Consider the following 22,081-nt stretch of genomic DNA (forward strand, 5'->3'; position numbering starts at 1 on the left):
TCGCGGTCACCCCGGTCGCGGTCACTACACTGGTCGAAGTGGCAGGCCGAATCCCCGATCGCGACATCACGGCAATTCGTGAGCAGACGCGCATCGAGGACATCATCGGCGAGTACGTGGCGTTGCGGCAGGCCGGTCCCGATCGTCTCAAGGGCCTGTGTCCCTTTCACGATGAGAAGACCCCGTCGTTCCACGTCCGCCCGGTGCACGGTCATTTCCACTGTTTCGGATGCGGTGAGGGCGGCGACGTCTACAGCTTTCTGCAGAAGCAGGAACACATCGGCTTCGTCGAGGCCGTCGAGCAACTCGCCGACCGGATCGGCTATCAGATCCACTACGAGGGCGGCGGACCGAGTGTCCAGCGTGATCGCGGCACCCGTGCACGCCTGGCCGCCGCGAATGCCGGGGCACACAAGTTCTACGTCGACCAGCTGCGCTCACCCGAGGCACAGATCGCCCGCGACTATCTGACCGAACGCAATTTCGACGCGGCCGCGGCGGCGCAGTTCGGCTGCGGGTATGCCCCGGCCGGCTGGGACACGATGACCAAACACCTGCTCGGGCAGGGCTTCGAGTTCGACGAGCTCCGCGAGGCGGGCCTGTCGAAAGAAGGGCGTAAGGGGCCGATCGACCGGTTCCATCGCCGGTTGTTGTGGCCGATCCGCAATCTCGGCGGCGACATCATCGGCTTCGGAGCGCGCAAACTCTTCGACGACGACAACCTCGGCAAGTACATGAACACCCCGGAGACCATGCTGTACAAGAAGTCTCAGGTGCTCTTCGGTCTGGATCTGGCGAAGAAGAACATCGCCAAGGGTCATCAGGTGGTCATCGTCGAGGGCTACACCGACGTCATGGCGATGCATCTGTCGGGTGTGACCACGGCGGTCGCGTCGTGCGGGACGGCGTTCGGTGAGGACCATCTCGCGCTGGTGCGCAGGTTGATGATGGACGACTCGTATTTCCGTGGTGAGGTGATCTACACCTTCGACGGCGACGACGCCGGAAAAGCGGCCGCGCTCAAGGCTTTCGAAGGAGAGCAGTCGATCTCCGGACAGACCTTCGTGGCGATCGCCCCCGACGGCATGGATCCGTGTGAACTCCGGCAGGAGCGTGGCGAGGCCGCGGTGCGCGATCTGATCGCCCGTCGCATCCCGATGTTCCAGTTCGCGATCAAAACACTGATCGCCGCTCATGACCTCGACACCGCCGAGGGCAGGGTCCATGCGCTGCGGGAAGCGGTGCCGGTGGTGGCGCGCATCAAAGACGTTGCCCTGCGCGACGAGTACGCGCGTCAACTCGCCGGCTGGGTGGGTTGGGAAGAGGTACCGCAGGTGCTCGCGCGGGTCCGTGAGGAAGCCGCCCGGCACAACCGCGCCACCGGCCGCGCGCAGACGTCCGGGGCACCCGGCATGCGACGCGACCGACCCGAGGCGGCCAAGGATCCGGGGTCGGCGCGTCCCCGACCCGACGATCCGCGGCTCTGGCCGCAACGTGAGGCGTTGAAGGCGGCGCTGCAGTATCCGGCGATCGCCGGGACGGTGTTCGATTCGCTTCCGTCCGAGTGCTTCACCGAGCCGACCTACACGCGTTTGCGCGAGGCGATGGCCGACCTCGGCGGCACGTCGTCGGGCATGGGTGGTGCGCAGTGGGTGGACGCGGTGAACCACGCGGTCGACGACCCGGTGCTCTCGCCGATGGTCACCGAACTCGCGGTGGAGCCGATGAGTGTGTCCGAGGACAACATCCCGCGATACGTCAACAGTGTGCTCGCGCGCTTGCAGGAGGTGTGGGTCGGTGCGCAGATCGCCGACATCAAGTCACGCCTGCGGCGGATGGCGCCCAGCGAGGACCCCGACGCATACAACGCCGTCTTCGGTGATCTCGTCGCACTCGAGGCCTATCGCCGGAGTCTGCTCGAGCAGGCCGTCGACCCCACCCAGGGCGTCGTCTGACCCGTCGGGGTTGTGGCTGTTCTCAGGCCGCCTCGGTGCGGATACCCGGACGCAACTCGGCCGGATACATCGGTCGATGCGGGTCGTCGGCGTTGTAGACGCAGCCACCCGCATAGGTGTGGGTGCCCGAGCAACGGTCGGGGATCGGGCGCGGACGCCCCCAGATGTGATCGGCGGTCGCAGTCATGGTCGCCTCCCTCGGTACTTCGTGGACGATGCACAGAAGTATGGGGGCATACCTGTCCGAATGGGCAGTGAGCGCGCTGTTTCACTCGCGCTGAGCACAGGTGAGGTGTCTCACAGTGCGCTGGCGGGTGACGCGTCGGCGGACCAAGGAGGCGACGCAGATGCTGTGGCCGCACTCAAACACGTTGAGCCCGAACCGGTGTCATCACCGGTCCGGGCTCAACGTCAGTTGGTTCGGTCTGGTCAGTCTTTTCTGCCGGGAATCCCGATCGCGAATCCGATGCCGATGATCACGCAGGAAACCAGTGCGACGGCCGGCATCACCCACATTGCGTTCATGTCGGGAACGCTACGCTCCGGCGCCCGCGGCGACGGGGCGTTTGCGTGAGATCGGGACCTTGGCCCGCCAAGTGGGGTCTTTGGGCCCGGCATGCCCCGTCCCGAGCGGGGTCGGACGGCGACACGACGCGATTCCCGGCGTTCAGCTGAGCGCGCGGTGTGTTGTGGGCCACAATGGCCGTTGCCCGGAGTCGCCGGGATCAGGGGAGGTGGCGGTCGGTGACAGACATCGTGCTTGCGGAGGTCGGGACGCCGTGCGAGCGGCAGGTGGTGGCGGAGTGGGCGCAGACCGCACATCCCGACGCGTTGCTGCGGACCCTCGACGAGATCGACGCCGAAACCCTCCAACCCGAGACCGCGCTGATCCCCGCACGCGTCGTGTGGCTCCCCCCGGTCCGCAAGGGCGAGCGTCGGGTGTCGGTGGCCGACGTTCTCGTGCTGTCGAATCCGCGGCGACCGCCGGCCTTCCGGCAGAACGCGATCAAGAAACGCCGACCCGATCGGGTGCGGGTGGCCGTCGGAGAGGCGGCCACGGTTGCCGATCTGCGTGCCAGGCACGAACAGTCGTCGGCGGAGGGGGAGGCGTTCACCGCGTTCGTGGGCGTACAGGCGGCGTTGTCCGCCGAGCGGGCCGAACGCCAGATCGTCGGTGACCGATACAAGGTGCCCCGGCTGGTCGCCGAGCAGATCGGTTCCTCGGCGCGTTTCCGCGACAATGCCGCGAAGCTGGCCGCCGATCTCGGCCGGCCGGTCGCCGCGGTGGTGACCGAAGCCACCGACAAGATGTCGGCGTTCGTGGCCACCCAGAGCCGGCTCATGGACGACGTGTTCTCCTCCACGTTCCGAGCGCTCTACGAGCGCGCGTGGACGGTGTCGGTCGACCTGGACACCCTCGGCCGGCTGCGCACGCTGAACAAGAGCCACGGTCTGATCTTCCTGCCCTCGCACCGCTCCTACGTCGACACCCTGGTGCTCTCGGAAGTCCTTCGCAGCCATGACTTCCCACCGAATCTGGTGCTCGGTGGCAACAATCTCGCGATTTGGCCGATCGCCCCGGTGGCGCGCCGCGCGGGAGTGATCTTCATCCGGCGCAAGTTCGGCGGCGACCCGGTGTACAAGTTCGCGATGCGCTCGTATCTGTCGTTCATCGTCGACAAGCGCTTCAACCTCGAGTGGTACATCGAGGGCGGGCGCAGCCGAACCGGCAAACTCCGCCCGCCGAAACTCGGCCTGCTCTCGTATGTGGTCGATGCGATCGAACAACTCGACGACGCCGACATGATGGTGGTGCCGACCTCGATCGTCTATGACCAACTCCACGAGATCGCGGCGATGGCACGGGAATCGGCCGGTGGCGCAAAGAAGCCCGAGGACGTCACCTGGCTGTTGAAGTACGCCAAGGCCCAACGCACCCATCTCGGTGAGGCGCGGGTGCGCTTCGGGACGCCCTTCTCGCTGCGCGAGGCCATCGCCGACGGCGGGGACGATCCGGCGGCACTGGACAAGATCGCGTTCCGCGTGATGGACGAGATCAACGCCGCCACACCGATCTCGGCCACGTCGCTGGCCGGCTTCGCACTGCTGGGCGCGGGGGAGCGAGCCTACACGGCCGGGGAGATCGAGGAGATCCTCGAGCCGCTGCTGGACTACATCGACCGCCGGGGCCTACCCGGCCCGGACGCGCAATTGTGCCGCGGCCTCGGTTTGCTCTCGACCCTGCGCGAACTCACCACCGCGGGAGTGCTCACCCGGTTCGACGGCGGCACCGACACCGTCTGGTCGATCGCGCCGGGCAATCATGCCGTCGCCGCGTACTACCGCAACGGCGCCCTGCACCACTTCGTCGACCGTGCCATCGTCGAGATGGCGTTGGTGGCCGCCGATCGTGGCGATCTCGAGGCCGATGTCGATGCGATGCTGGCAGCGTCGCAGCAGGAGGCACTGCGCATCCGCGATCTACTGAAGTTCGAGTTCTTCTTTCCGACCAAAGAGGTGTTCCTGCATCGCCTCGGCGCCGAACTCGACCTCATCGCACCCGAGTGGCGCGAGACCCCACCGACCCCGGAATGGATTCACCAGACCCTGCTCGCCACGTCCGGTGCGCTGTTCGCGCGGCGCACACTGCAGACGTTCTTCGACGCGCAACTCGTTGTCGCGCAACGGCTCGTCGCCCTCGACGACGCGCCCATCGACAAGGAGCAGGTGCTCGCCGACTGTCTCGGACTCGGCCGCCAGCTGGAATTGCAGGCGGTCATCCGCAGCAAGGACTCGGTGTCGACCGAGCTGTACGACGCCGCATTCCGCCTCGCCGAGAACCGTCATCTGATCAGCCCGGCAGCGGAGTCCGCGGTGGGCATCGATCTGGCCGGGGCGCGGCGGGCGTGGTTCGACGAGGTCGAGGAGATGCGCGAGCGGCTCGCCAAGATCGCGGCGATCGAGGCCGAGCAGGCCGGGGCCACCCGGTGAGCGCGCTCGCGGAGCGGCTGGCGCAGATCCGATCGGCCAAGCGCGGCAAACAGATCGGGGCGTTCTTCGACTACGACGGCACGTTGATCGAGGGATTCTCGGCGACCGCGATCATCGGGGCCCGGGTGCGCAGCATGGAATTCGGACTCGGTGAACTCGCCGACTTCCTGCTCATCGGACTGCGCGGCGTCGAATCCGAGCAGGATTACGCCGAGGTGCTCGACGCAACCCGACCCACGTTCGCCGGCAAGACCTATGACGACCTACTCGCGTTGGGCGAGAGCCTGTTCAAGCATGAGACGGCCGCACAACTGCGACCACAGATGTGGCAGATCCTGCGCGCGCATCGGGCGATGGGTCACCGCATCGTCATCGCGTCGTCGGCGACGCGGTTCCAGATCGCCCCGATCGCCCGCGAGATCGACGCCGATCACGCCCTGGCCACCGACGTGGAGGTGATCGACGGCGTGGTGACCGGCCGGGTGGTGGGCCGACCATTGTGGGGGCCGGGGAAGGCGGCGGCGGTGCGTGCGCTGGCGCGTGAGCACGACATGGATCTCGACGCGTCGTTCGCCTACAGCGACGGCAACGAGGACATTCCGTATCTGGAGTCGGTGGGGCATCCGGCGGCGGTGTCGCCCGGACACGTCCTGCGCGCCGAGGCGCAAGCCCGCGGATGGCCGATCCTGGATCTGCGCAACCCGACCCACAATCGGCTCGAGATGGCGGTGCGCACCGGTGCCTTCTACGGCACCTTTCTCACCTCGGCTGCGGTCGGGGTGCTCGGTGGGCTGGTGCGGCGGGACCGGTCGGCGGAGATGATGCAGTCCGCGGTGTCCGGGGGAATGGACGTCGGGCTCGCGCTGGCCGGGGTGCGTGTCGAGGTCATCAATGGCGCAGAGCATCTCACATCGGCGCGTCCGTGCGTCTTCGTCTTCAACCATCAGTCGAAACTGGATCTGCCGGTGATGATCCACCTGGTGCGCTCCGACGCGACGGGCGTCGCGAAGAAGGAAATCGGCCGGCTGCCGGTCTTCGGCCAGGTCCTCGACGCCGCCGGGGTGGTGTTCATCGATCGGGCCGACGCCGGTAAGGCCATCGAACAACTTGCCCCCGCGGTGGCAAAACTGCGCGACGAGGGTGTCTCGCTGGTCGTCGCACCCGAGGGTACCCGTTCGGCGACACCGCGAATCGGCCCGTTCAAGAAGGGGCCCTTTCACATCGCGATGCAGGCCGGGGTGCCGGTGGTCCCGGTGGTGTTGCGTAATACGGGGGAGCTGATGTGGCGTGGGGCGCAGCTGATCAAGCCCGGGGTGGTGGAGGTCAGGGTGCTCGAGCCGGTGGACACCTCGTCGTGGAGCGCCGAGGACATCGGGCGTCACGCCGAAGAGGTTCGGCAGCAATTCATCTCGACGCTGGCCGACTGGCCGGTCGACCATGGCGAGGACGGCCGGGCGGCGCCGGACGGGGAAGTGATCGGATGAGCGAGGACCGTCCACTCGACTGGGGCACCGAACCGCATATGAGCCCGGTCGACACCGTGATGTGGCGCGGTGACAGTGACCGCCGGCTACGCGGAACGATCTGCATGCTGGAGATCTATGACCGTGTGCCGGAATGGGATCGGCTGATTGCCGCCCACGAGTGGGGGAGCCGCATGGCGCCGCGCTTTCGGCAGCGGGTGATCGACTCGCCGTTCGGCACCGGCACACCGAGCTGGGCGATCGACCCCGAGTTCGACCTGCACTATCACGTTCGCCGGCTACGGTTGGCCGGGGACGGCTCGATGCGCGAATTGCTGTCCACCTGTGAACAATTGGCGATGACCGCGCTCGACCCGGCGCGGCCACCGTGGGAGGGCTATCTCATCGAGGGGCTGCCCGACGGCAAGGCGGCGTACTTCCTCAAGGGCCACCACGCGCTGACCGACGGCCTCGGTGCGATCATCGCACTGGCGCAACTGCATTCGACCACCCGCGATCCGAAACCCGACAAGCCGCAACCACCCGAGCCCGCGCCGGTCGACGTCTCGGCGCTGGAGGTACTGCGTCGGCAGATAGGCGACGAGGTGGCGCGGGTACCGCATCGCGTCGACGTCGTGGTGAGTGGTGCCCGCGCGCTGGTCGATCCGAAGCGCGCGCTGAGTAAGGTACTGCGCTACGGGCGTTCGGTGCCGCGGGTCGCCGGTCTGGTGAGTCCACCCGGGTCACCGCTACTGGCCCACCGCAGTCTGTCGTGGCGGTTCGCGGCGTTCGAGGTGCCCTTCGCCGATCTGCGAGCCGCCGGTTCTGCCGTACGAGCCTCGGTCAACGACGTGTACCTCGGCGGGCTGATCGGCGGATTCCGCATCTATCACGAACGCCTGGGCCGGCCGGTCGAGGCAATCCCGGTGGCGATTCCCATCTCGGTGCGTCGACCCGAGGACCCCGAGGGAGGCAATCGTATTGCGGTGGGCCGCTTGGCCGGTCCGGTCGGCATCGCCGACCCCTTCGAGCGGGTGCTGACGATCCGCGAGCAGGTGCGAGCGGCACGCACCGAACCCGCCGTCGACGTGTTCAACACCATGGGGCCGGTACTGGCCTGGATACCGGGGCGTCTGCTGGGACAGTTCAGCGGCGCCACCAGCGGTAACGACCTGCAGGCCAGCAACGTGCCGGGTATCCCGTGGGAGACCTTCGTCGCCGGCGCCAAGGTGGAACGGATGTATCCCTTCGGCCCGCTGCCCGGCTGCGCGGTGATGGCGACGATGATCACCCACAACGGCATTGCCTGTCTGGGAATCAATTTCGATGCGGCGTCGATCACCGAACCGGAGATCTTCGCCGAGAGCGTCGTCGCCGGGTTTGACGAGGTGCTGGCCCTGTCCGGGGCCGACTCGCCGGCAGGGATGACGCACGTGGTGTGAGCCGAAAAGCAAAAAACCGCCTGTGACCAGGCGGTTTTCTTGCTCCCCCAACTGGACTCGAACCAGTAACCGTTCGATTAACAGTCGAATGCTCTGCCAATTGAGCTATGGGGGACTGCTCGGGTGGCGCCGTTGTCACCCCGTCGGGGCGGCATCAGAACCGAACGCTGACTCTAGCGCATGGATCGGGCAAAGAACAAAACGCCAGTTCGCGCCGCCCGAGCAGTCCTCCGGGCTCTCAGTGACCGGCGACGATGTCGGCCTCGTCGACGACCACCGGTGTGCGGGCTCCCGGGAGGAACCAGTAGGCCAGACAGATCAGGCCGAAGAAGAGGTAACCCAGGGCCACAGCCGGATTGGCGGCCCACGCGACCTCCGGAGCGTGGATGAGCCCGATGAACGACAGCACGGCACCGACGCCGCACGCGATCGCCGCGTAGTGGAACTTCTTGTCGAGGATGAAGGTCACGATGGTGCCCAGGATCAGTCCGACGAGTACCGCACCCTGGCCGAGGGTGGTCAGGCCGCTGTAGACCAGGCCGGCATTGCCGAGAGCGGCGTCGCCGACCTTGTCGGCGGTCGTCCCCGCGGCAGACAGGGCGTTGTCGATCAGTCCGCTGCCCCACTGGGCGAGGTTGGGCAGGATCGCGGCGACCACCGCGACCGCGTGCAGACGTGGCACCGCCTGGAACGCCTGGGCGCCGATGAGCAGGCCGATGTAGAGCAGGATCGGGACGATCGCCGGAACCGGCAGCAACGCCTCCAGCACCCCGAAGAGCCCGGCGAAACACAACACACCGATCGCGAGCCCACTGGCCAGGGAGTACCCGGCCCTACCGCCGGCATCCTTCCAGCCGGGATGACCGATGTAGACCGCGGGCGGGAACGGGGACCCGAACGCCGCACCGATGCACGCACCGGCGCCGTCGGCGAGCAGCACGCTGCGCAGGTTGTAACTGTCGCCGGCCGCCGCGGCACTCTCCACATTGCTCATCGCCTCGGTGAAGTTGTAGACGCCCAACGGAATCGCCGTCCCGAGCAGCGGGGCAAGGTGTCCCAGTCCGGAGAACAGCATGTCGAAGCGCTGATCGGGGATGCCGACCGCGATGTCGGAGACCGCGGCGCTGAGGTCGGGTACCGACATGAAGCCACCGATCCAGCCGATCGCCGTACCGACCAACAGTGCGGCCAGGCCGACGGGGATGTTTCCGGGTAGCCGCACATCGGTGAAGAAACCGATCAGGATGATGCCCAGCACCGGCAGCCCGATCCAGGCGGCGTCCCACATCTGGCCGGCCGGGCGCATCGCGATGAAGGTGAGCGAAATGCCGGCCAGGGTGCCGAGCATCGCGGCGCGCGGGGTCAGCTTTCGGACGTAGGGCCCGACGAACGCCCCGATCATGACGATGACGCCGATCATGAACGCCCACGCGAGACCGGCCTCCCAGGCCTGCATCGCGTCCTTGGTCTTGAGATAGACGGGCAACATCACGACGAAGACGACGATGAACATGTGCGGCACGCTCGGGCCGTACGGCAGCGCGGTCACGTCGGTACGGCCTTCACGGCCGGCCAGGCGGCGGGCCAGGAACGTGTAGTAGACGTTGCCGAGGATCAACGCGACGCCGAGGGCCGGGAGCACCGTCCCCAGGACGTCGTCGGCGGGGATCTTGACCACACCGATCATGAGGCCGGTCAGGGTCAGCACGTTGACCAGGATGTTGAAACCCAGGCCGAAGAACGCGTTGGTGTCGCCACGGGTCCACCAGGGGATCCGCGGGTGTGGTGTCGGGGACGGGTCGGCGGCGGGGGAAGTGGTTTCGGCGGTGGCGCTCATCGCGGTTCCTTCGGATGCTCGGGCGAATGTTGTGTCGGGGGACAGGGAACTGGGGACGACGGTGTCCGGGGTGAAGGGGCGGGGTGAATCAGGAAGCGGCGTTGTCGGTGTCGGGATCGCCCAGGGCGGCGATGACGTCGGCGCTGTGGGCGGTCCACCCGAAGATGCCGCCCTGGGCGGTGATCATCTCCAGGCCGACACGCTGGAATTCGGGGAAATACGAACCGACACAGTCGGACACGACGACGCACTCGTAGCCGCGGTCGTTGGCCTCGCGTGTGGTGGTGTGGACGCAGACCTCGGTGGTGACCCCGGTGACGAGCAGTGAGGTGATGCCGCGATCCTCCAGGGTCTCTGCGAGGCCGGTGGCATAGAAGGCACCCTTGCCCGGTTTGTCGATCACCACTTCGCCTGCGGCGGGCGCGAGTTCGTCGATGATGTCGTGGCCGTACTCGCCGCGGATCAGAATCCGGCCGAACGCCCCGGTGTCACCGATGCGTTTGCTCGGTGCACCACGTCGGAGTTTGGCCGGCGGGCAATCGGAGAGATCGGGTTCGTGTCCTTCTCGGGTGTGGATGACGGGCATGCCCACTCGACGTGCCGCGGAGAGAAGGTCGACGAGCGGCGGGATCACCTTCTGCAGCAAGGTGACATCGTTGCCGAGAGACTCCCCGAAACCGCCGGGGAGCAGGAAGTCGCGTTGCATGTCGATGATCAGCAGTGCGGTGTGATCGAGATCGAGGTCGATCGGGGCGGGTGCGGCAGGGATGGTCACGGCCATGGGGTCTCCGGTGGGTGTGATCGAAGGGGTGGCGGTTGGTTACGGCCTGGGTGTGAGTGCGTCCGAGTCGGAGTCGGCCGGGTGCCGATGCTCGGGGTGCTGTTGCTCGGGGTGATGACGCGGCTCGTCGAGGAGATTCGCCGCCATCTGCAACACCGCGTCGTCGTGCAGGGCGTTGCCGAGCACCATGGCGCTGTGCGGTCGGCCGTCGGCGGTGAGTCCTTGTGGGACAGTCACTCCGGTGAGGTCGAGGAGGTTGCCGAAGTGGGTGTAGTGGCCGAGCATGGTGTTGGTCGCCAGGGGTTGGGCGAGCACCTCCTCGACGGTGAAGGTGCGGCCGATCGTGGGTACGACGACGACGTCGATCCCGTCCCAGATCCGGCTGACCTCGGCGCGCAGTTCGGCGAGTCGCTGCATCGCGGCGAAGGCATCGACCGCGGTGTAGTCGGTTGCGCCCTCGAGGATTTCGCGGACGACCGGATGGATCGAGTCGGGATGGTCGGCGAGGAACTCTCCGAAGACGACGAGTCGTTCGGCGACCCATGGACCCGCGTAGAGCAATTCGCCCGCGGCCAGGAACGGTTCGAGAGAGATTTCCTCGATGGTGACGGGAACCGGGAAGTGCATGTGCGCGAGTCGTTCCCGGAAAGCCTGGTGAGCCTCGCGCAGGGCGTCGTCGCCGAAGAACTCCAGCTGCGACATCGGTGGCAGCCCGACGGTGAGGCCACCGCGGTGGTCCGGCCCGGGCGAGCGGGACCACGGGTCGGCGTCGTCGCGGCCCGTCATCACCGCCATCACGCGGTCGACGTCGTCGATGCCGCCGGCCATCACGGTGATGCAGTCCAACGACTTGCACGCCGGAACGAGTCCGACCGCGCTGATCAATCCCCGCGAGGGCTTGTACCCGACGATCCCGTTGAGCGCCGCCGGCACCCGACCGCTGCCCGCGGTGTCCGTCGCCACCGCGAACGGAACCTCGCCGAGCGCCACCGCGAGGGCGGAACCGGAACTTGAGCCGCCCGAGATCATCTCGTTGCCGAAGACGCTGCGCGGCACCGTATACGGGGTACGCGTGCCGTTGAGTCCGGTCGCGAACTGATCGAGATTGGTCTTGCCGACGTAGAGGGCGCCGGCATCGAGCAGGCGTTGCACCGCAGGCGCGGTCGTGTCGGGTGTGTAGGCGTAGTCGGGGCACGACAGTGTCGTCGGCACCCCGGCGACGTCGATGCTGTCCTTGACCCCGAACGGAACTCCGTAGAGGGGCAGCGCGCGGGCACCGGGGCGTGCCTCGAGGTCGGCGGCGGCGCGCAAGAGGTCATCGCCGGAGACCGTCGAGATCCAGGTTCCGTCGTCTCCGCGGGCGGCGATGGCGTCGGCCACCCGCCGGGCGGTCCGTGTCGGCGATCCGCCGCCGCTGATGTGGCTGTCGAGGATCTCTGCGATGGATGGGCCTCCGTATGGCCCGCGGACTTCGCTTGCAATGTTCATATCGTCGATTGTCGACAGAATCATGGCCGTCGTAGAACAACTGTGTGTCGTTCGTGTTAGGCGGCGTCACACACGGCATACCCGCAGGGGCGTCGGGGCGTGTGCGAGGTGATCGTCAGGCGGATGCGGCGTCGTCGTCGAGCGCGGCCACCAGGTCGAGGTACCGCAGATGGCCGTGATCGCGCAGCGCCGCCACGGTGGCCTCGACGTCGTTGGCCTCGAGTGCGGCGAGGATGTCGTGGTGACGACGCAACCCGTCATGTGAACCGTGATCGGCGGTCTCCGCGCGCAGATTGACCGCCATCGGCAGCTGGAGCTTCAGCAGGATCGGCGCCAGGGCGATGTCGAGTTGCCGGTTGCCGGCAAGCCCCACGACGGCAGCATGAAAACGCCGGTGGGCGTCGTCCTTCTCCAATTCGTCGGAGGCGGTCTCGAGTTGCTCGATCGCCGCGCGAACCGGCGCCAACTGGGTCTGCGGATCGGCCAGCGGCAACGCCGATTCGACGGCGAAGCGCTCGAGCAACTGACGTAGTTCAAACAGCTGCAGGATGTCGCGCGGCGACCACTCGGCCACCCGCGCGCCGCGGCGGGGCAGATGCTCGACGAGGCCTTGCTGCGCGAGCAGGCGGAGCGCCTCCCGAATCGGCGCCCTGCTGAAACCCAAACTCGCGCAGAGATTCTCCTCGACGATCTTCTCGCCCGGCGCCAACGCCCCGGACAAGATGGCGTCGCGAATGCGCCGGGCGGCCACGTCGACGAGGCTTTCCGGGAGCCCTCGCCCCGGTCCTGCGTCATCGACCCCGGCCATGCGCCGTCACTCCTGTTCTGCTGATTCTCGTTCGCTCGCCGGACGCGTCCTCGGTGCTACCGCGTCAGGCACGCCGTCGAGTCTAGTGCCCGGGTGCACCGAGGTCGGTTGTGCCCGAGGCGTCGGGTCGACGCGTGATCCGGGGTTGCCGCACCGTGCGGTATTGTCGCTGCTCGGGCACGACGTGCCCACTGGGGCGGTAGCTCAGTCGGTTAGAGCCGCGGACTCATAATCCGTAGGTCGCGGGTTCGAGCCCCGCCCGCCCCACCGAGATCGAGTTCCGGCAACGCTGTCGGCGCCTGCGCCTACCCTGGTGACATGGCTCTGAGTATCGAAGAACGACAAGCATTTCTGGCCGAACCCCATATCGGGGCGCTGTCGATCGAGGCAGGCGCCAACCGTGCTCCGCTGGTGGTGCCGATCTGGTATCAGTACACCCCCGGCGGCGACCTGTGGTTTCTGACCGGAGCCGATTCACGCAAGATGCGCCTGCTCGACGCCGCCGGACGGTGTTCGCTGATGGTCGAGCGTCTCGACCCGTCGATCCGGTATGTCGCGGTGTCCGGGCCGGTGATCGATACCGCGCCCGGTACGCGTGCCGACCTCGTGGAGATGGCTGCGCGATATCTGCCGGCCGAGAAGGTGGACGGCTATGTCGAGTTCGCCGCCGCCGAGCACGGTAGCCAGACCCACGTGACCGTCCGGGCAGATCAGTGGGTCTCGGCGGACCTGGGCAGCGTCTGACTCTCGGTCCGCCGCGACTCAGCTGTCGACGTCGTCCCAGATGCCGGTCTGCTCAAGGTGTTTCACCAGTCGCTCGGCGCCGTCGTCGAATTGGCGGCGGGTTTGTGTGATCACCTCGTCGCGATCACCGGCTCGGTAGGCCGCGATCAGTCGGTCGTGACTGTCCACGGCGACCTCGCCCCATTCCGGGTCGGAGGCGTAGAGCTGGGTGGGGGTGTAGCGCGCCGCCGAGAGCAGGAACCAGGCGAGTTTCTTGCCGGCCGCGATCACGTTGTGGCGCCGGTGGAACTCGAATTCCGCGTCGATGATGGCCGCTGTGTCGCCGGAGGCCACGGTCGAGCGCAACTTCTGGTTGCACCATTCGAGGTCGGCGAGTTCCTCTGAGGTGATCACCGCGGCGGTGCGCAGGGCAAGCTTCACCGCGATCTCACCCTGTAGCCAGAAGAGGTCGTCGACGTCGATGCGGTCGAGATCGGAGACCCGGTACCCGCGGTGGGGCTCGAGGCTGACCATTCCCTCCCCACGCAGCGTGAGCAGGGCTTCGCGGACAGGGGTCACGCTCACCCCGAGCCGCTCGGCGGTCTCGTCAAGGCGGATGTACTCGCCGGGCCGGAAGTCCGCGGTCATGATCAGATGCCGCAGGTGCGCGGCGACCTCTTCGGACAGCTGCGGTCGTCGACGCAGGCGGGCGCGGTCGTCGGCGCCGCCCGCGCGACCACCCGGACGCTCGGACGCCGAGGGCTGTGCCGATGATGTCGCGCTGGATTTCATTGGTGCCACCGTAGACCGTCGAGGTGAGTGCGCCACGCATCCGGCGCCGGGTCGAATCCGGGTGCGTGCGTCGTCCGTGGATCGGCACGGCCGCCTCTGAATCATATGTTTGATATGTCTACCCGTGACCGGCGCCACAGATACTGCCGCTACATTGGTGGCCATGCCCACATCAGCACGCCGATCCGCACAGAGTTCCCCAGTGGACGGGAGTGCGAGTGCTGTCGACGGCGATGACGTCGTGAACAGGGAAGACGTCGACACTACGGGCGCCGGCGAGGTCTCGGTCGGAGCAGGTGAGCGCGCCGGATCGGGGACCTCGGAAGCCACCCCGCTCGACGGCGACGGCTTCCTCGAGGCCAATCGCCGCGAGCGAGAGCGGTTGCGCGCCGACGCCGAGCGCAAGGCCGCCCGCTCGACGGACCCGGATCGGGTGCCGCGCAAACTCGGCGACGACGAGCCTGCGACTCCGGGACCCATCCGGCGTCGACGCATGACGATCGCCGGGAGTCGTGGTCTGTTCGCGGTGGTTGCGGTGCTCGTCGTGCTCGTGGTCGGACTCGGCGTGTCCACCGGTGTGCTGGCCTACCGCCTGCACAGCGCCGACAGTGCGGCGGCCGCCGGGCCGTCCGATGCCGACCGGAAGGCTGTGATCGACACCGCCAAGAGCTACGCCGCGACGCTGACCACCTACGACTCGTCGAACTACGGTGATCTCGACGCGCGTATCCGTCAGATCTCCACCCCGGACTTCGCCAAGACGTTCATCGCGTCCTCGCAGGACGCCCGGGCGGGAAATGCCAACGCCAAGGGCGTATCCAAGGCCACGGCCGCGCACGGGGGTATCGAGTCGATGAGCGCCGACAACGCCGTGGTGCTCGTCAGCCTGGATCAGACCATCACCTCACCGGAACTGACGAGTGAGGTGCCCCAGGGCATCCCATATCAATCCAGGGTATTGGTGACGCTGACCAGACAGGACGGACGCTGGATGTTGGCGGGCTTCACCGTCGTCGAGTAACTCACGGGGCCAGGAGGATTCGTCGGCCGATCGCGTCGATGCGCACCGGTACGGGTGGTCGGGAGCTGCGTACCAGATCGGCGACCACCGCCAACTCGGCATGGACCAGGAATCGTGCGCGGCCCGCGTCGACCCGGGGGTCCGCCCGACTCACCCAGGCTGCCCACTCCTCCGCGTTGCGACGTTGCTGGGTGCGCAGCGCGGTTTGGGTACGGGCGTCGAGATGGCCGGCCTCGGACAGGTAGACGGTCATCAATTCCGGTGCAGCGCAACAGAGGTCGATGTAGCGTCGCACCATATGCGCCACCGCGTCGGCCGGTGTCTGCGACGCGGCGAGGGCGTCGGCGATACTGGCGGTGGTGCGGTCGGATGCTCGCCAGAACGCTGCCTCCAGGATTGCCACCTTGCTGGTGAAATGCCGGTAGACCCCGGAGGCCGGGATGCCCGCGGCCTGTCCGATCTCCTCGATCGTCACATCGTGGAAGCCGCGCGCGGCGAACAGGGCGATCGATTCGGACAGGATGACCTCGCGTCTGTCCGTCGGCGACAGCCCGGGTCCGGGAACGGGATCCGACGCGGCGGGTTCGAGGAGATCGAGGTCGAGCAGGCTCATCGCCGCGCCGCACAGCAGATGCTGCACCTGCGGTGCTGGCAGGGTGGCCCGATGAGTGGCGGGGCTGGCCACGACGCTGGTCATCGCGGCGGCGAGGATGTCGGCGTCGTCGCGCTCGAGGTCGGTGCGCGAGCGCAGGATCGCCGACCGAATACGACGATGCTGTGCGATCACCACCGCACGCACGTGCGCGGCGTCGGCCCCGCTCAGATACCGCGATTCCCAGCGATAGAGCCCGCCGGTGCGCCGGTTCTCGATCGAGGTGGCCGCGATGGCCGTCAACAGCGCATGCAATTCCCGGCGTGGATCGGTCTCGACCGGGATGACCGAGGTGGCCGCGGTGAGACGGTCGGCCAACACCGTGGTGGCCTCGGCGAACAGGGCGTACTTGTTGGGGAAGTGCCGATACAGCGCCGGTGCGGACACGTCGGCGGCCACGGCGATGTCGTCGAGGCGGACCGCGTGATACCCGCCGTCGCTGAACGCGCGCGCCGCCACCTCGATCAGGTGTCTGCGGCGATCAACCGGCCGCCGCCGGGGCGAACTCCGGATGCTCACCTCGACAGCCTAGCCGGATGGTCTATTCGCAGGATCGATCGCGCAAAATTGCAGCAAAAGTGCTGTTGGGGCGCTTGTTGATAAAATATATGTTAATCGATATTCTCGTGATCCAGATCTCATGATGGTGTACCGTGAGGCCTGCGGCCCGCGTTCGGCGCCGCGGCGAGTCAGGAGAACGGTGAGCGAGAACACGACTATCGACCAGGTCGCAGGCGGGGCGCAGGAGGCCCCCGGCGTGATCGAGTCGCTCGACGACAGGGGAGTCGCGCGGCTGACGATCTCCCGACCCGAGCGGATGAACGCCCTCGATACCGAGGCCAACCGACGCATTGTCGAGGCGCTGACGAAGTGGAGCGCCGACGAGTCGGTTCGCGTGGTCGTGCTCGACGGCGCGGGAGGTAGTTTCAGCACCGGTGCCGATGTCACCTCCATCGCTCACGGGGGTGGCCTCGACGGACTCGGTCGCGAGCAGGCGCACGGGATCATCGCCTCCGGCTCGGATCTGGCACGCGCGCTGCGTGCGGTGCCCGTGCCGGTCGTCGCATCGGTCGACGGGGCCGCGGTGGGGATCGGTGCCTCACTGGCACTGGGCGCCGACTTGATCTACACCACCGCCCGGTCGTACTTCCTGCTCGCGTTCATCAACATCGGTCTGATGCCCGACGGCGGGGCGTCGATGCTGGTGGCTGCCGCGGTCGGTCGGGCGCGCGCCAATGCGATGGCACTGCTCGGCGAAAAGCTCAGGGCGCCTGCGGCATACGACGCCGGGCTGGTCACCGAGGTCCTCGAGGACCGTGCGGCACTCGATGCGAAGGTCGCCGCGGCGGTCGACAAACTCGCGGGTCTGTCGCCCTCTGCGGTGCGACTGACCAAGGCGGCACTCGACGCACACACGATGCCCGGCTTCGAGCCGGCGATCGAGCGCGAACTCGACGGGCAGACGGAGTTGCTCCAGTCGCCGGAGTTCCGCGCGGTGCTCGCCGCCTTCACCGGGCGACGCAGCTGATCCTCGGGCCTGCCGCCGAGCTCAGGACCCGCCCGTAACACCATTGCCGCACAAGCGTATCCGCGAAGCACACCAAGGAGAGAACGCCCGATGACCGCCACGATCGACAACACCGCCGACCTCACGACCGAACCACTCCGGTCTCGTCGTAACCACTGGAACAACCAGGTCCGCCGCCACGCGTTCATGAATCCCGACGGACCGGCCCTGAAGTTCCTGGGCAACGTCACCACGTGGAAGCAACTCGACGAACGCACGCGCGGATTCGCCGCCGCATTGAGCCGCCGCGGCGTGGGCTTCGGCGACCGCATCCTGCTGGTCCTGCTGAACCGCTCTGAGTACGTCGAAGCAGTGATGGGCGCCAACCTGATCGGTGCCATCCCGGTGCCGGTCAACGTCCGGATGAGCCCGGCGGAGATCGCGTTCCTGGTCAGCGATTCCGGTGCCAAGATCATCGTCACCGAGTCCCTTCTCGCGCCGCTGGCCGACGCGGTGAGTGCCTCGACCGGGGCGATCGACGCGACGATCGTCGTCGGCGACACCGACAATCCCGCGCACCTGAAGTTCGAGGACCTCGTCGCCGAGGATTCGTCGGATCTCCCCGAGATCGACGTGCCCGAGGAGTCGGTCGCATTGATCATGTACACCTCGGGCACCACCGGAAAACCCAAGGGCGCCATGCTCACCCACCAGAATCTGCAGGCGCAGGCCGTCACCTGCCTGCAGGCGCTGAGCACCCGCCCCGACGACGTGGGCTCGTGTGTGGCGCCGATGTTCCACATCGCCGGACTCGGCGCGATGGCGCCGCTGATCTACATGGGTGCGCTGTCGGTGATCCACCCGCTCGGGGCCTTCGACCCCAATGACATGCTCGACACCCTCGAGCGGGAGGGCACCACCTCGATCTTCCTGGTGCCCGCGCAATGGCAGGCGGTGTGCGCCGCGCAGCAGGCCCGCCCCCGCACACTGAATCTGCGCGTCATTAGTTGGGGTGCGGCCCCGGCGTCGGACACGGTGCTGCGAGCGATGAACGAGACCTTCCCGGAGGCGCTGAACGTCGCGGTGTTCGGCCAGACCGAGATGTCGCCGATCACCTGTGTCCTCGAGGGCAAGGACGCGCTGCGCAAGATCGGGTCGATCGGCAAGGTGGTACCGGCCGTCACCGCCCGCGTCGTCGACCCGGAGATGAACGACGTCGCCCCCGGCGAGGTCGGTGAGATCGTCTATCGCGGGCCCAACATGATGGTCGGCTACTGGCAGAATCCGCAGGGGACCGCCGATGCCTTCCACGGTGGCTGGTTCCATTCCGGAGACCTCGTGCGTCAGGACGAGGAGGGCTTCCTCTACGTCGTGGACCGCGCCAAGGACATGATCATCTCCGGCGGAGAGAACATCTACTGCGCCGAGGTCGAGAACGTGCTGTTCGGCCACGAGAAGATCGCCGAGGCGGCGATCATCGGTCGCGCACACGAGAAGTGGGGCGAGGTGCCGGTGGCCGTCGTCGTGCTCGCCGAGGGTGTCGACGATCTGACCCTCGACGACCTCGAGCCGTACCTCAACGAGAACCTCGCCCGTTTCAAGCACCCCAAGGATCTCGTCATCGTCGACGAATTGCCGCGCAACGCCGGCGGCAAGGTCGTCAAGCCGTCGCTGCGATCGACCTACGGCAGCAAGGACGCCGGTCTGGCCAACTGAGCCGACTCCTTCCATGAACGCGGGGTGGACCCCGGTCGCGAGGTGGGGTGCAACACGCACGACGCCTCCGACCGGGGTCTTCTTCGTGGTCGGCGGCCGGTCGGTGGTGCGCTCGCCCGTCCGGGATTCACAGACCAGAAAACTGGAACACGTTACTATTCAAAACTGGAACACGTTACAATTCTGCCTATGGAGTGGCATGCGCCACGCCGTGCCGGCACGAGTGGAGGTTCGAGGGTGAAGACCAAAGGTGCACTGCTGCGGGAACTGAACAAGCCGTGGCAGATCGAGGAGATCGAGATCGGGGATCCCAAGGCGCACGAGATCAAGATCCGGATGGAAGCGGCCGGGATGTGCCACTCCGATCATCATCTGATGACCGGTGGCATCCCGATGGCCGGATTCCCGATTCTCGGCGGTCATGAGGGGTCCGGCGTGGTCGAGGTGATCGGCGAGGGGGTCACCGATTTCGAGGTCGGCGATCACGTGGTGCTCTCCTTCATCCCGTCGTGCGGAAAGTGTCCGTCGTGTAAGTCGGGCATGGCCAACCTGTGCGACATGGGTGCCATGCTCCTGCAGGGGCAGGCGGTGTCGGACAACACGTTCCGTATTCACACCGCCGAAGGTGAGAATGTCTACCCGATGACGCTGCTCGGTACGTTCGCGCCGTACATGGTGGTGCACGAGGCGTCGGCGGTGAAGATCGACAAGTCGATTCCGTTCGAGGTGGCGGCGCTCGTCGGCTGCGGGATTCCCACTGGCTACGGCTCCTCGACCCGCAGTGGCGACGTCCGCCCGGGTGAGGACGTCGCGATCGTCGGCGTCGGCGGCGTGGGCACCGCGGCCCTGCAGGGCGCGGTGATCTCCGGTGCGCGCAACGTCTTCGCGATCGACCCGGTCGAGTGGAAGCGCGAACAGGCCATGAAGTTCGGGGCCACCAAGACCTTCGCCTCGATCGAGGAGGCGGCGCCGGCCATCGCGGAGATCACCTACGGGCACATGTGCCACAAGGTGATCGTCACCGTCGGCGAGGTTCACGGCAAGGACGTCGACAGCTGGATGGGGATCACCGCCAAAGGCGGCACGTGTGTGTTGACGGGCATGGGCAACATGCTCGAATCCGACGTGACGCTGAACCTGGCGATGCTCACCCTGCTGCAGAAGAACCTGCAGGGCACCATCTTCGGCGGCGCCAATCCCAAACTCGACATCCCGCAACTGCTGTCGATGTATCGGATGGGCAAACTGAACATCGAGGACATGATCACCCGGCAGTACCGTCTCGACCAGATCAACCAGGGCTACCAGGACATGCTGGACGGCAAGAACATCCGCGGTGTCATCCGCTACACCGACGAGGACCACTGAGCGTGATGCCGCGTAACCTCTGCTGATGTGGCGGTACTGGATGCGTTAGCTGAGTGGCCGGTGGACAATGTCGCGGCCGCGGTGATCGGCGGCTCGGGCATTGTCTCGAGCCATGGCGACATCGACCGGGTGTACGAACTCGCCTCGGTGACCAAGCTTCTGGTCGCCGAGGCCGTCCTGGTCGCGGTGGAAGAGGGTGCGCTCGAACTCGACGACGAGGCGGGACCGCCCGGGGCAACGGTGGCCCACCTGCTGGCGCATGCCTCCGGACTGGCCTTCGACAGCCGAACGGTGATGGCCCCACCGGCCACCCAGCGGATCTACTCCAGTGCCGGATTCGAGGTGCTCGCCGAGACCGTCGATGCCGCGACGGGCATCGACTTCGCCGAGTATCTGCGGCAATCGGTGTGTGAGCCACTGGGGATGACCGATACCGTCCTCGATGGTCCGGCCGGGCACGGCGCACGCTCGTCGGTCGCCGACCTGGCGCGCTTCGCCGCTGATCTGTTGGTGCCGACGGTGCTGTCGTCGGAGATGCTGGACCGAGCGACTCGCGTCGCCTTCCCGGGTCTCGACGGATTCGTGCCCGGTTATGGCAAACACAAGCCCAACGACTGGGGTCTGGGATTCGAGATCCGGGGGCACAAGCATCCGCACTGGACCGGTGCGAACAACTCACCGGAGACCTTCGGTCACTTCGGGCAGTCGGGGACCTTCCTGTGGGTCGACCCACGCTTCGGCCGGGCGTGCGTGGTACTCACCGACCGGCCGTTCGGTGCGTGGGCCAAGCCGTTGTGGAGCGAATTCAACGACAGTGTGTGCGAGGCACTGGGCGACTGGCGGTTGTCCACTCCAACCACACAAGATTCATAAAAGCGCATCAGAAACTGGCGCAACACGTACCTCATAGGGCACAATCGGTGTCACGAGTGTGCTAACCGGTGTTGCGAGGTGTGTTGGGGAAGACGTTCCTCGTCGACAACCGGAGGTGACCAAGGTGCGCAACCTGAATCAGTTTGCGGACGTGACAACAGGAGTGGTGTACATCCACTCGGCGCCGGTGGCGCTGTGCCCGCATGTGGAGTGGGCTCTGTCGTCGACCCTGAATGCGCGCGCGAACCTGAAATGGTCGGCACAGGATGCCGAGCCGGGGATGCAGCGTGCGACGGTCGATTGGGCAGGGCCGGTGGGCACAGGCGCCCGTTTGGTGACCGCGCTGCGCGAGTGGTCGGCGTTGCGCTTCGAGGTGACCGAGAACGCCAGTGAGGGCGTCGACGGCGAACGCTTCTGCTACGTCCCGGGATTGGGTCTGTGGCGCGGTTCGATGAGCGCCAACGGCGACGTGATCGTCGGAGAGACCCAGCTGCGAGCGATGATCGAGTCGCAGCCCGACAGCGCCGGTCTGGCCGGCGAGATCGAATCGGTGCTCGGCACGGCGTGGGATCACGCACTTGAGGCCTACCGCATGGGCGGCTATGGCGCCGAGGTCACCTGGCTGCAGCAGCGCGTCGGATAGCTCACGAGACTCCTCGTTCGG

At 67.0% G+C, this 22,081-nt stretch carries 18 protein-coding genes and 2 tRNA genes; 12 read left to right on the plus strand and 8 right to left on the minus strand.

Features of this window, described 5'->3' with window-relative positions; translation table 11 throughout:
• Positions 1–38 precede the first annotated feature (38 nt).
• A complete protein-coding gene (gene dnaG / locus QNM97_RS08055) occupies positions 39–1,955 on the plus strand; it encodes a DNA primase (protein WP_283822295.1) in 1,917 nt (638 codons plus the stop codon).
• Positions 1,956–1,977: 22 nt separating this feature from the next.
• Here dnaG and QNM97_RS08060 read toward each other — a convergent pair whose 3' ends face one another.
• The gene (locus QNM97_RS08060) at positions 1,978–2,142 is read right to left on the minus strand and encodes a hypothetical protein (protein WP_283822296.1); all 165 of its coding nucleotides are present in this window, start codon (positions 2,140–2,142) and stop codon (positions 1,978–1,980) included.
• 557 nt (positions 2,143–2,699) lie between these two features.
• Here QNM97_RS08060 and QNM97_RS08065 point away from each other — a divergent pair.
• Genes QNM97_RS08065 through QNM97_RS08075 form a run of 3 tightly spaced genes read left to right on the plus strand, consistent with a single transcriptional unit; the run spans position 2,700 to position 7,851 of the window.
• Positions 2,700–4,946, plus strand: coding sequence for a glycerol-3-phosphate 1-O-acyltransferase (locus QNM97_RS08065; RefSeq protein WP_283822297.1), 2,247 nt, complete (start codon positions 2,700–2,702; stop codon positions 4,944–4,946).
• The gene (locus tag QNM97_RS08070) at positions 4,943–6,430 is read left to right on the plus strand and encodes an HAD-IB family hydrolase (protein ID WP_283822298.1); all 1,488 of its coding nucleotides are present in this window, start codon (positions 4,943–4,945) and stop codon (positions 6,428–6,430) included. The genes QNM97_RS08065 and QNM97_RS08070 overlap by 4 nt, the downstream gene beginning before the upstream one ends.
• Positions 6,427–7,851 carry a wax ester/triacylglycerol synthase domain-containing protein gene (locus QNM97_RS08075; protein WP_283822299.1) on the plus strand — a complete coding sequence of 475 codons (1,425 nt, stop codon included), beginning with the start codon at positions 6,427–6,429 and terminating at the stop codon, positions 7,849–7,851. The genes QNM97_RS08070 and QNM97_RS08075 overlap by 4 nt, the downstream gene beginning before the upstream one ends.
• Before the next feature lie 42 nt (positions 7,852–7,893).
• Here QNM97_RS08075 and QNM97_RS08080 read toward each other — a convergent pair.
• From QNM97_RS08080 to QNM97_RS08100, 5 genes are all read right to left on the minus strand, one after another.
• Positions 7,894–7,966 (minus strand) — tRNA-Asn (locus QNM97_RS08080).
• 123 nt (positions 7,967–8,089) lie between these two features.
• The gene (locus tag QNM97_RS08085; RefSeq protein WP_079930210.1) at positions 8,090–9,688 is read right to left on the minus strand and encodes a regulator; all 1,599 of its coding nucleotides are present in this window, start codon (positions 9,686–9,688) and stop codon (positions 8,090–8,092) included.
• Between the two features lie 88 nt (positions 9,689–9,776).
• A complete protein-coding gene (locus QNM97_RS08090) occupies positions 9,777–10,469 on the minus strand; it encodes a cysteine hydrolase family protein (RefSeq protein WP_283822301.1) in 693 nt (230 codons plus the stop codon).
• A 39-nt stretch (positions 10,470–10,508) separates the two neighbouring features.
• Positions 10,509–11,957, minus strand: coding sequence for an allophanate hydrolase (locus QNM97_RS08095; RefSeq protein WP_283822302.1), 1,449 nt, complete (start codon positions 11,955–11,957; stop codon positions 10,509–10,511).
• 115 nt (positions 11,958–12,072) lie between these two features.
• On the minus strand, positions 12,073–12,765 hold the full coding sequence (locus QNM97_RS08100) for a GntR family transcriptional regulator (RefSeq protein WP_283822303.1): 693 nt from the start codon (positions 12,763–12,765) through the stop codon (positions 12,073–12,075).
• 193 nt (positions 12,766–12,958) lie between these two features.
• Between QNM97_RS08100 and QNM97_RS08105 the strand changes: the two genes are divergently transcribed.
• Positions 12,959–13,032: transfer RNA gene (locus tag QNM97_RS08105), tRNA-Ile, on the plus strand.
• A 51-nt stretch (positions 13,033–13,083) separates the two neighbouring features.
• Positions 13,084–13,509, plus strand: a complete 426-nt coding sequence (locus QNM97_RS08110) for a pyridoxamine 5'-phosphate oxidase family protein (RefSeq protein ID WP_283822304.1) — start codon at positions 13,084–13,086, stop codon at positions 13,507–13,509.
• Between the two features lie 18 nt (positions 13,510–13,527).
• Here the strand turns inward: QNM97_RS08110 and QNM97_RS08115 are convergent, their stop codons facing one another.
• Positions 13,528–14,280 (minus strand): GntR family transcriptional regulator, encoded by a 753-nt coding sequence (locus QNM97_RS08115; protein ID WP_283822305.1) that lies wholly within the window; start codon positions 14,278–14,280, stop codon positions 13,528–13,530.
• A 163-nt stretch (positions 14,281–14,443) separates the two neighbouring features.
• Between QNM97_RS08115 and QNM97_RS08125 the strand changes: the two genes are divergently transcribed.
• Positions 14,444–15,301, plus strand: a complete 858-nt coding sequence (locus QNM97_RS08125) for an Rv1363c family protein (protein WP_283822306.1) — start codon at positions 14,444–14,446, stop codon at positions 15,299–15,301.
• 1 nt (position 15,302) lies between these two features.
• On the opposite strand, the gene QNM97_RS08130 is transcribed toward QNM97_RS08125, so the two are convergent.
• Positions 15,303–16,472: a TetR/AcrR family transcriptional regulator gene (locus QNM97_RS08130; RefSeq protein WP_283822307.1), complete on the minus strand. Its 1,170-nt coding sequence runs from the start codon at positions 16,470–16,472 to the stop codon at positions 15,303–15,305.
• Positions 16,473–16,653: 181 nt separating this feature from the next.
• Here QNM97_RS08130 and QNM97_RS08135 point away from each other — a divergent pair, with 181 nt between their 5' ends.
• The 5 genes from QNM97_RS08135 (at position 16,654) to QNM97_RS08155 (ending at position 22,060) form a co-directional block, all read left to right on the plus strand.
• Positions 16,654–17,481 carry an enoyl-CoA hydratase-related protein gene (locus QNM97_RS08135; RefSeq protein WP_283822308.1) on the plus strand — a complete coding sequence of 276 codons (828 nt, stop codon included), beginning with the start codon at positions 16,654–16,656 and terminating at the stop codon, positions 17,479–17,481.
• Positions 17,482–17,571: 90 nt separating this feature from the next.
• Positions 17,572–19,176, plus strand: coding sequence for a fatty-acid--CoA ligase FadD5 (gene fadD5, locus QNM97_RS08140; RefSeq protein ID WP_283822309.1), 1,605 nt, complete (start codon positions 17,572–17,574; stop codon positions 19,174–19,176).
• A 237-nt stretch (positions 19,177–19,413) separates the two neighbouring features.
• Positions 19,414–20,544, plus strand: coding sequence for an NDMA-dependent alcohol dehydrogenase (locus QNM97_RS08145; RefSeq protein ID WP_283822310.1), 1,131 nt, complete (start codon positions 19,414–19,416; stop codon positions 20,542–20,544).
• Positions 20,545–20,571: 27 nt separating this feature from the next.
• Entirely contained in the window at positions 20,572–21,417 is an 846-nt protein-coding gene (locus QNM97_RS08150) for a serine hydrolase domain-containing protein (RefSeq protein ID WP_283822311.1), read from the plus strand.
• A gap of 124 nt (positions 21,418–21,541) precedes the next feature.
• Positions 21,542–22,060, plus strand: coding sequence for a DUF3145 domain-containing protein (locus QNM97_RS08155; RefSeq protein WP_006371495.1), 519 nt, complete (start codon positions 21,542–21,544; stop codon positions 22,058–22,060).
• The last annotated feature ends 21 nt before the right edge of the window (positions 22,061–22,081 follow it).

Origin of the sequence: Gordonia sp. L191, assembly GCF_030077625.1 — a bacterium.
Classification (GTDB): Bacteria; Actinomycetota; Actinomycetes; order Mycobacteriales; family Mycobacteriaceae; genus Gordonia; species Gordonia polyisoprenivorans_A.

Excerpts from the sequence above, each read along its gene's own strand:
- QNM97_RS08060 (WP_283822296.1), bottom strand. The coding sequence starts at position 2,142 with ATGACTGCGACCGCCGATCACATCTGGGGGCGTCCGCGCCCGATCCCC.
- QNM97_RS08075 (WP_283822299.1), top strand. The coding sequence starts at position 6,427 with ATGAGCGAGGACCGTCCACTCGACTGGGGCACCGAACCGCATATGAGC.
- QNM97_RS08085 (WP_079930210.1), bottom strand. The coding sequence starts at position 9,688 with ATGAGCGCCACCGCCGAAACCACTTCCCCCGCCGCCGACCCGTCCCCG.
- QNM97_RS08090 (WP_283822301.1), bottom strand. The coding sequence starts at position 10,469 with ATGGCCGTGACCATCCCTGCCGCACCCGCCCCGATCGACCTCGATCTC.
- QNM97_RS08095 (WP_283822302.1), bottom strand. The coding sequence starts at position 11,957 with ATGAACATTGCAAGCGAAGTCCGCGGGCCATACGGAGGCCCATCCATC.
- QNM97_RS08100 (WP_283822303.1), bottom strand. The coding sequence starts at position 12,765 with ATGGCCGGGGTCGATGACGCAGGACCGGGGCGAGGGCTCCCGGAAAGC.
- QNM97_RS08110 (WP_283822304.1), top strand. The coding sequence starts at position 13,084 with ATGGCTCTGAGTATCGAAGAACGACAAGCATTTCTGGCCGAACCCCAT.
- QNM97_RS08115 (WP_283822305.1), bottom strand. The coding sequence starts at position 14,280 with ATGAAATCCAGCGCGACATCATCGGCACAGCCCTCGGCGTCCGAGCGT.
- QNM97_RS08125 (WP_283822306.1), top strand. The coding sequence starts at position 14,444 with ATGCCCACATCAGCACGCCGATCCGCACAGAGTTCCCCAGTGGACGGG.
- fadD5 (WP_283822309.1), top strand. The coding sequence starts at position 17,572 with ATGACCGCCACGATCGACAACACCGCCGACCTCACGACCGAACCACTC.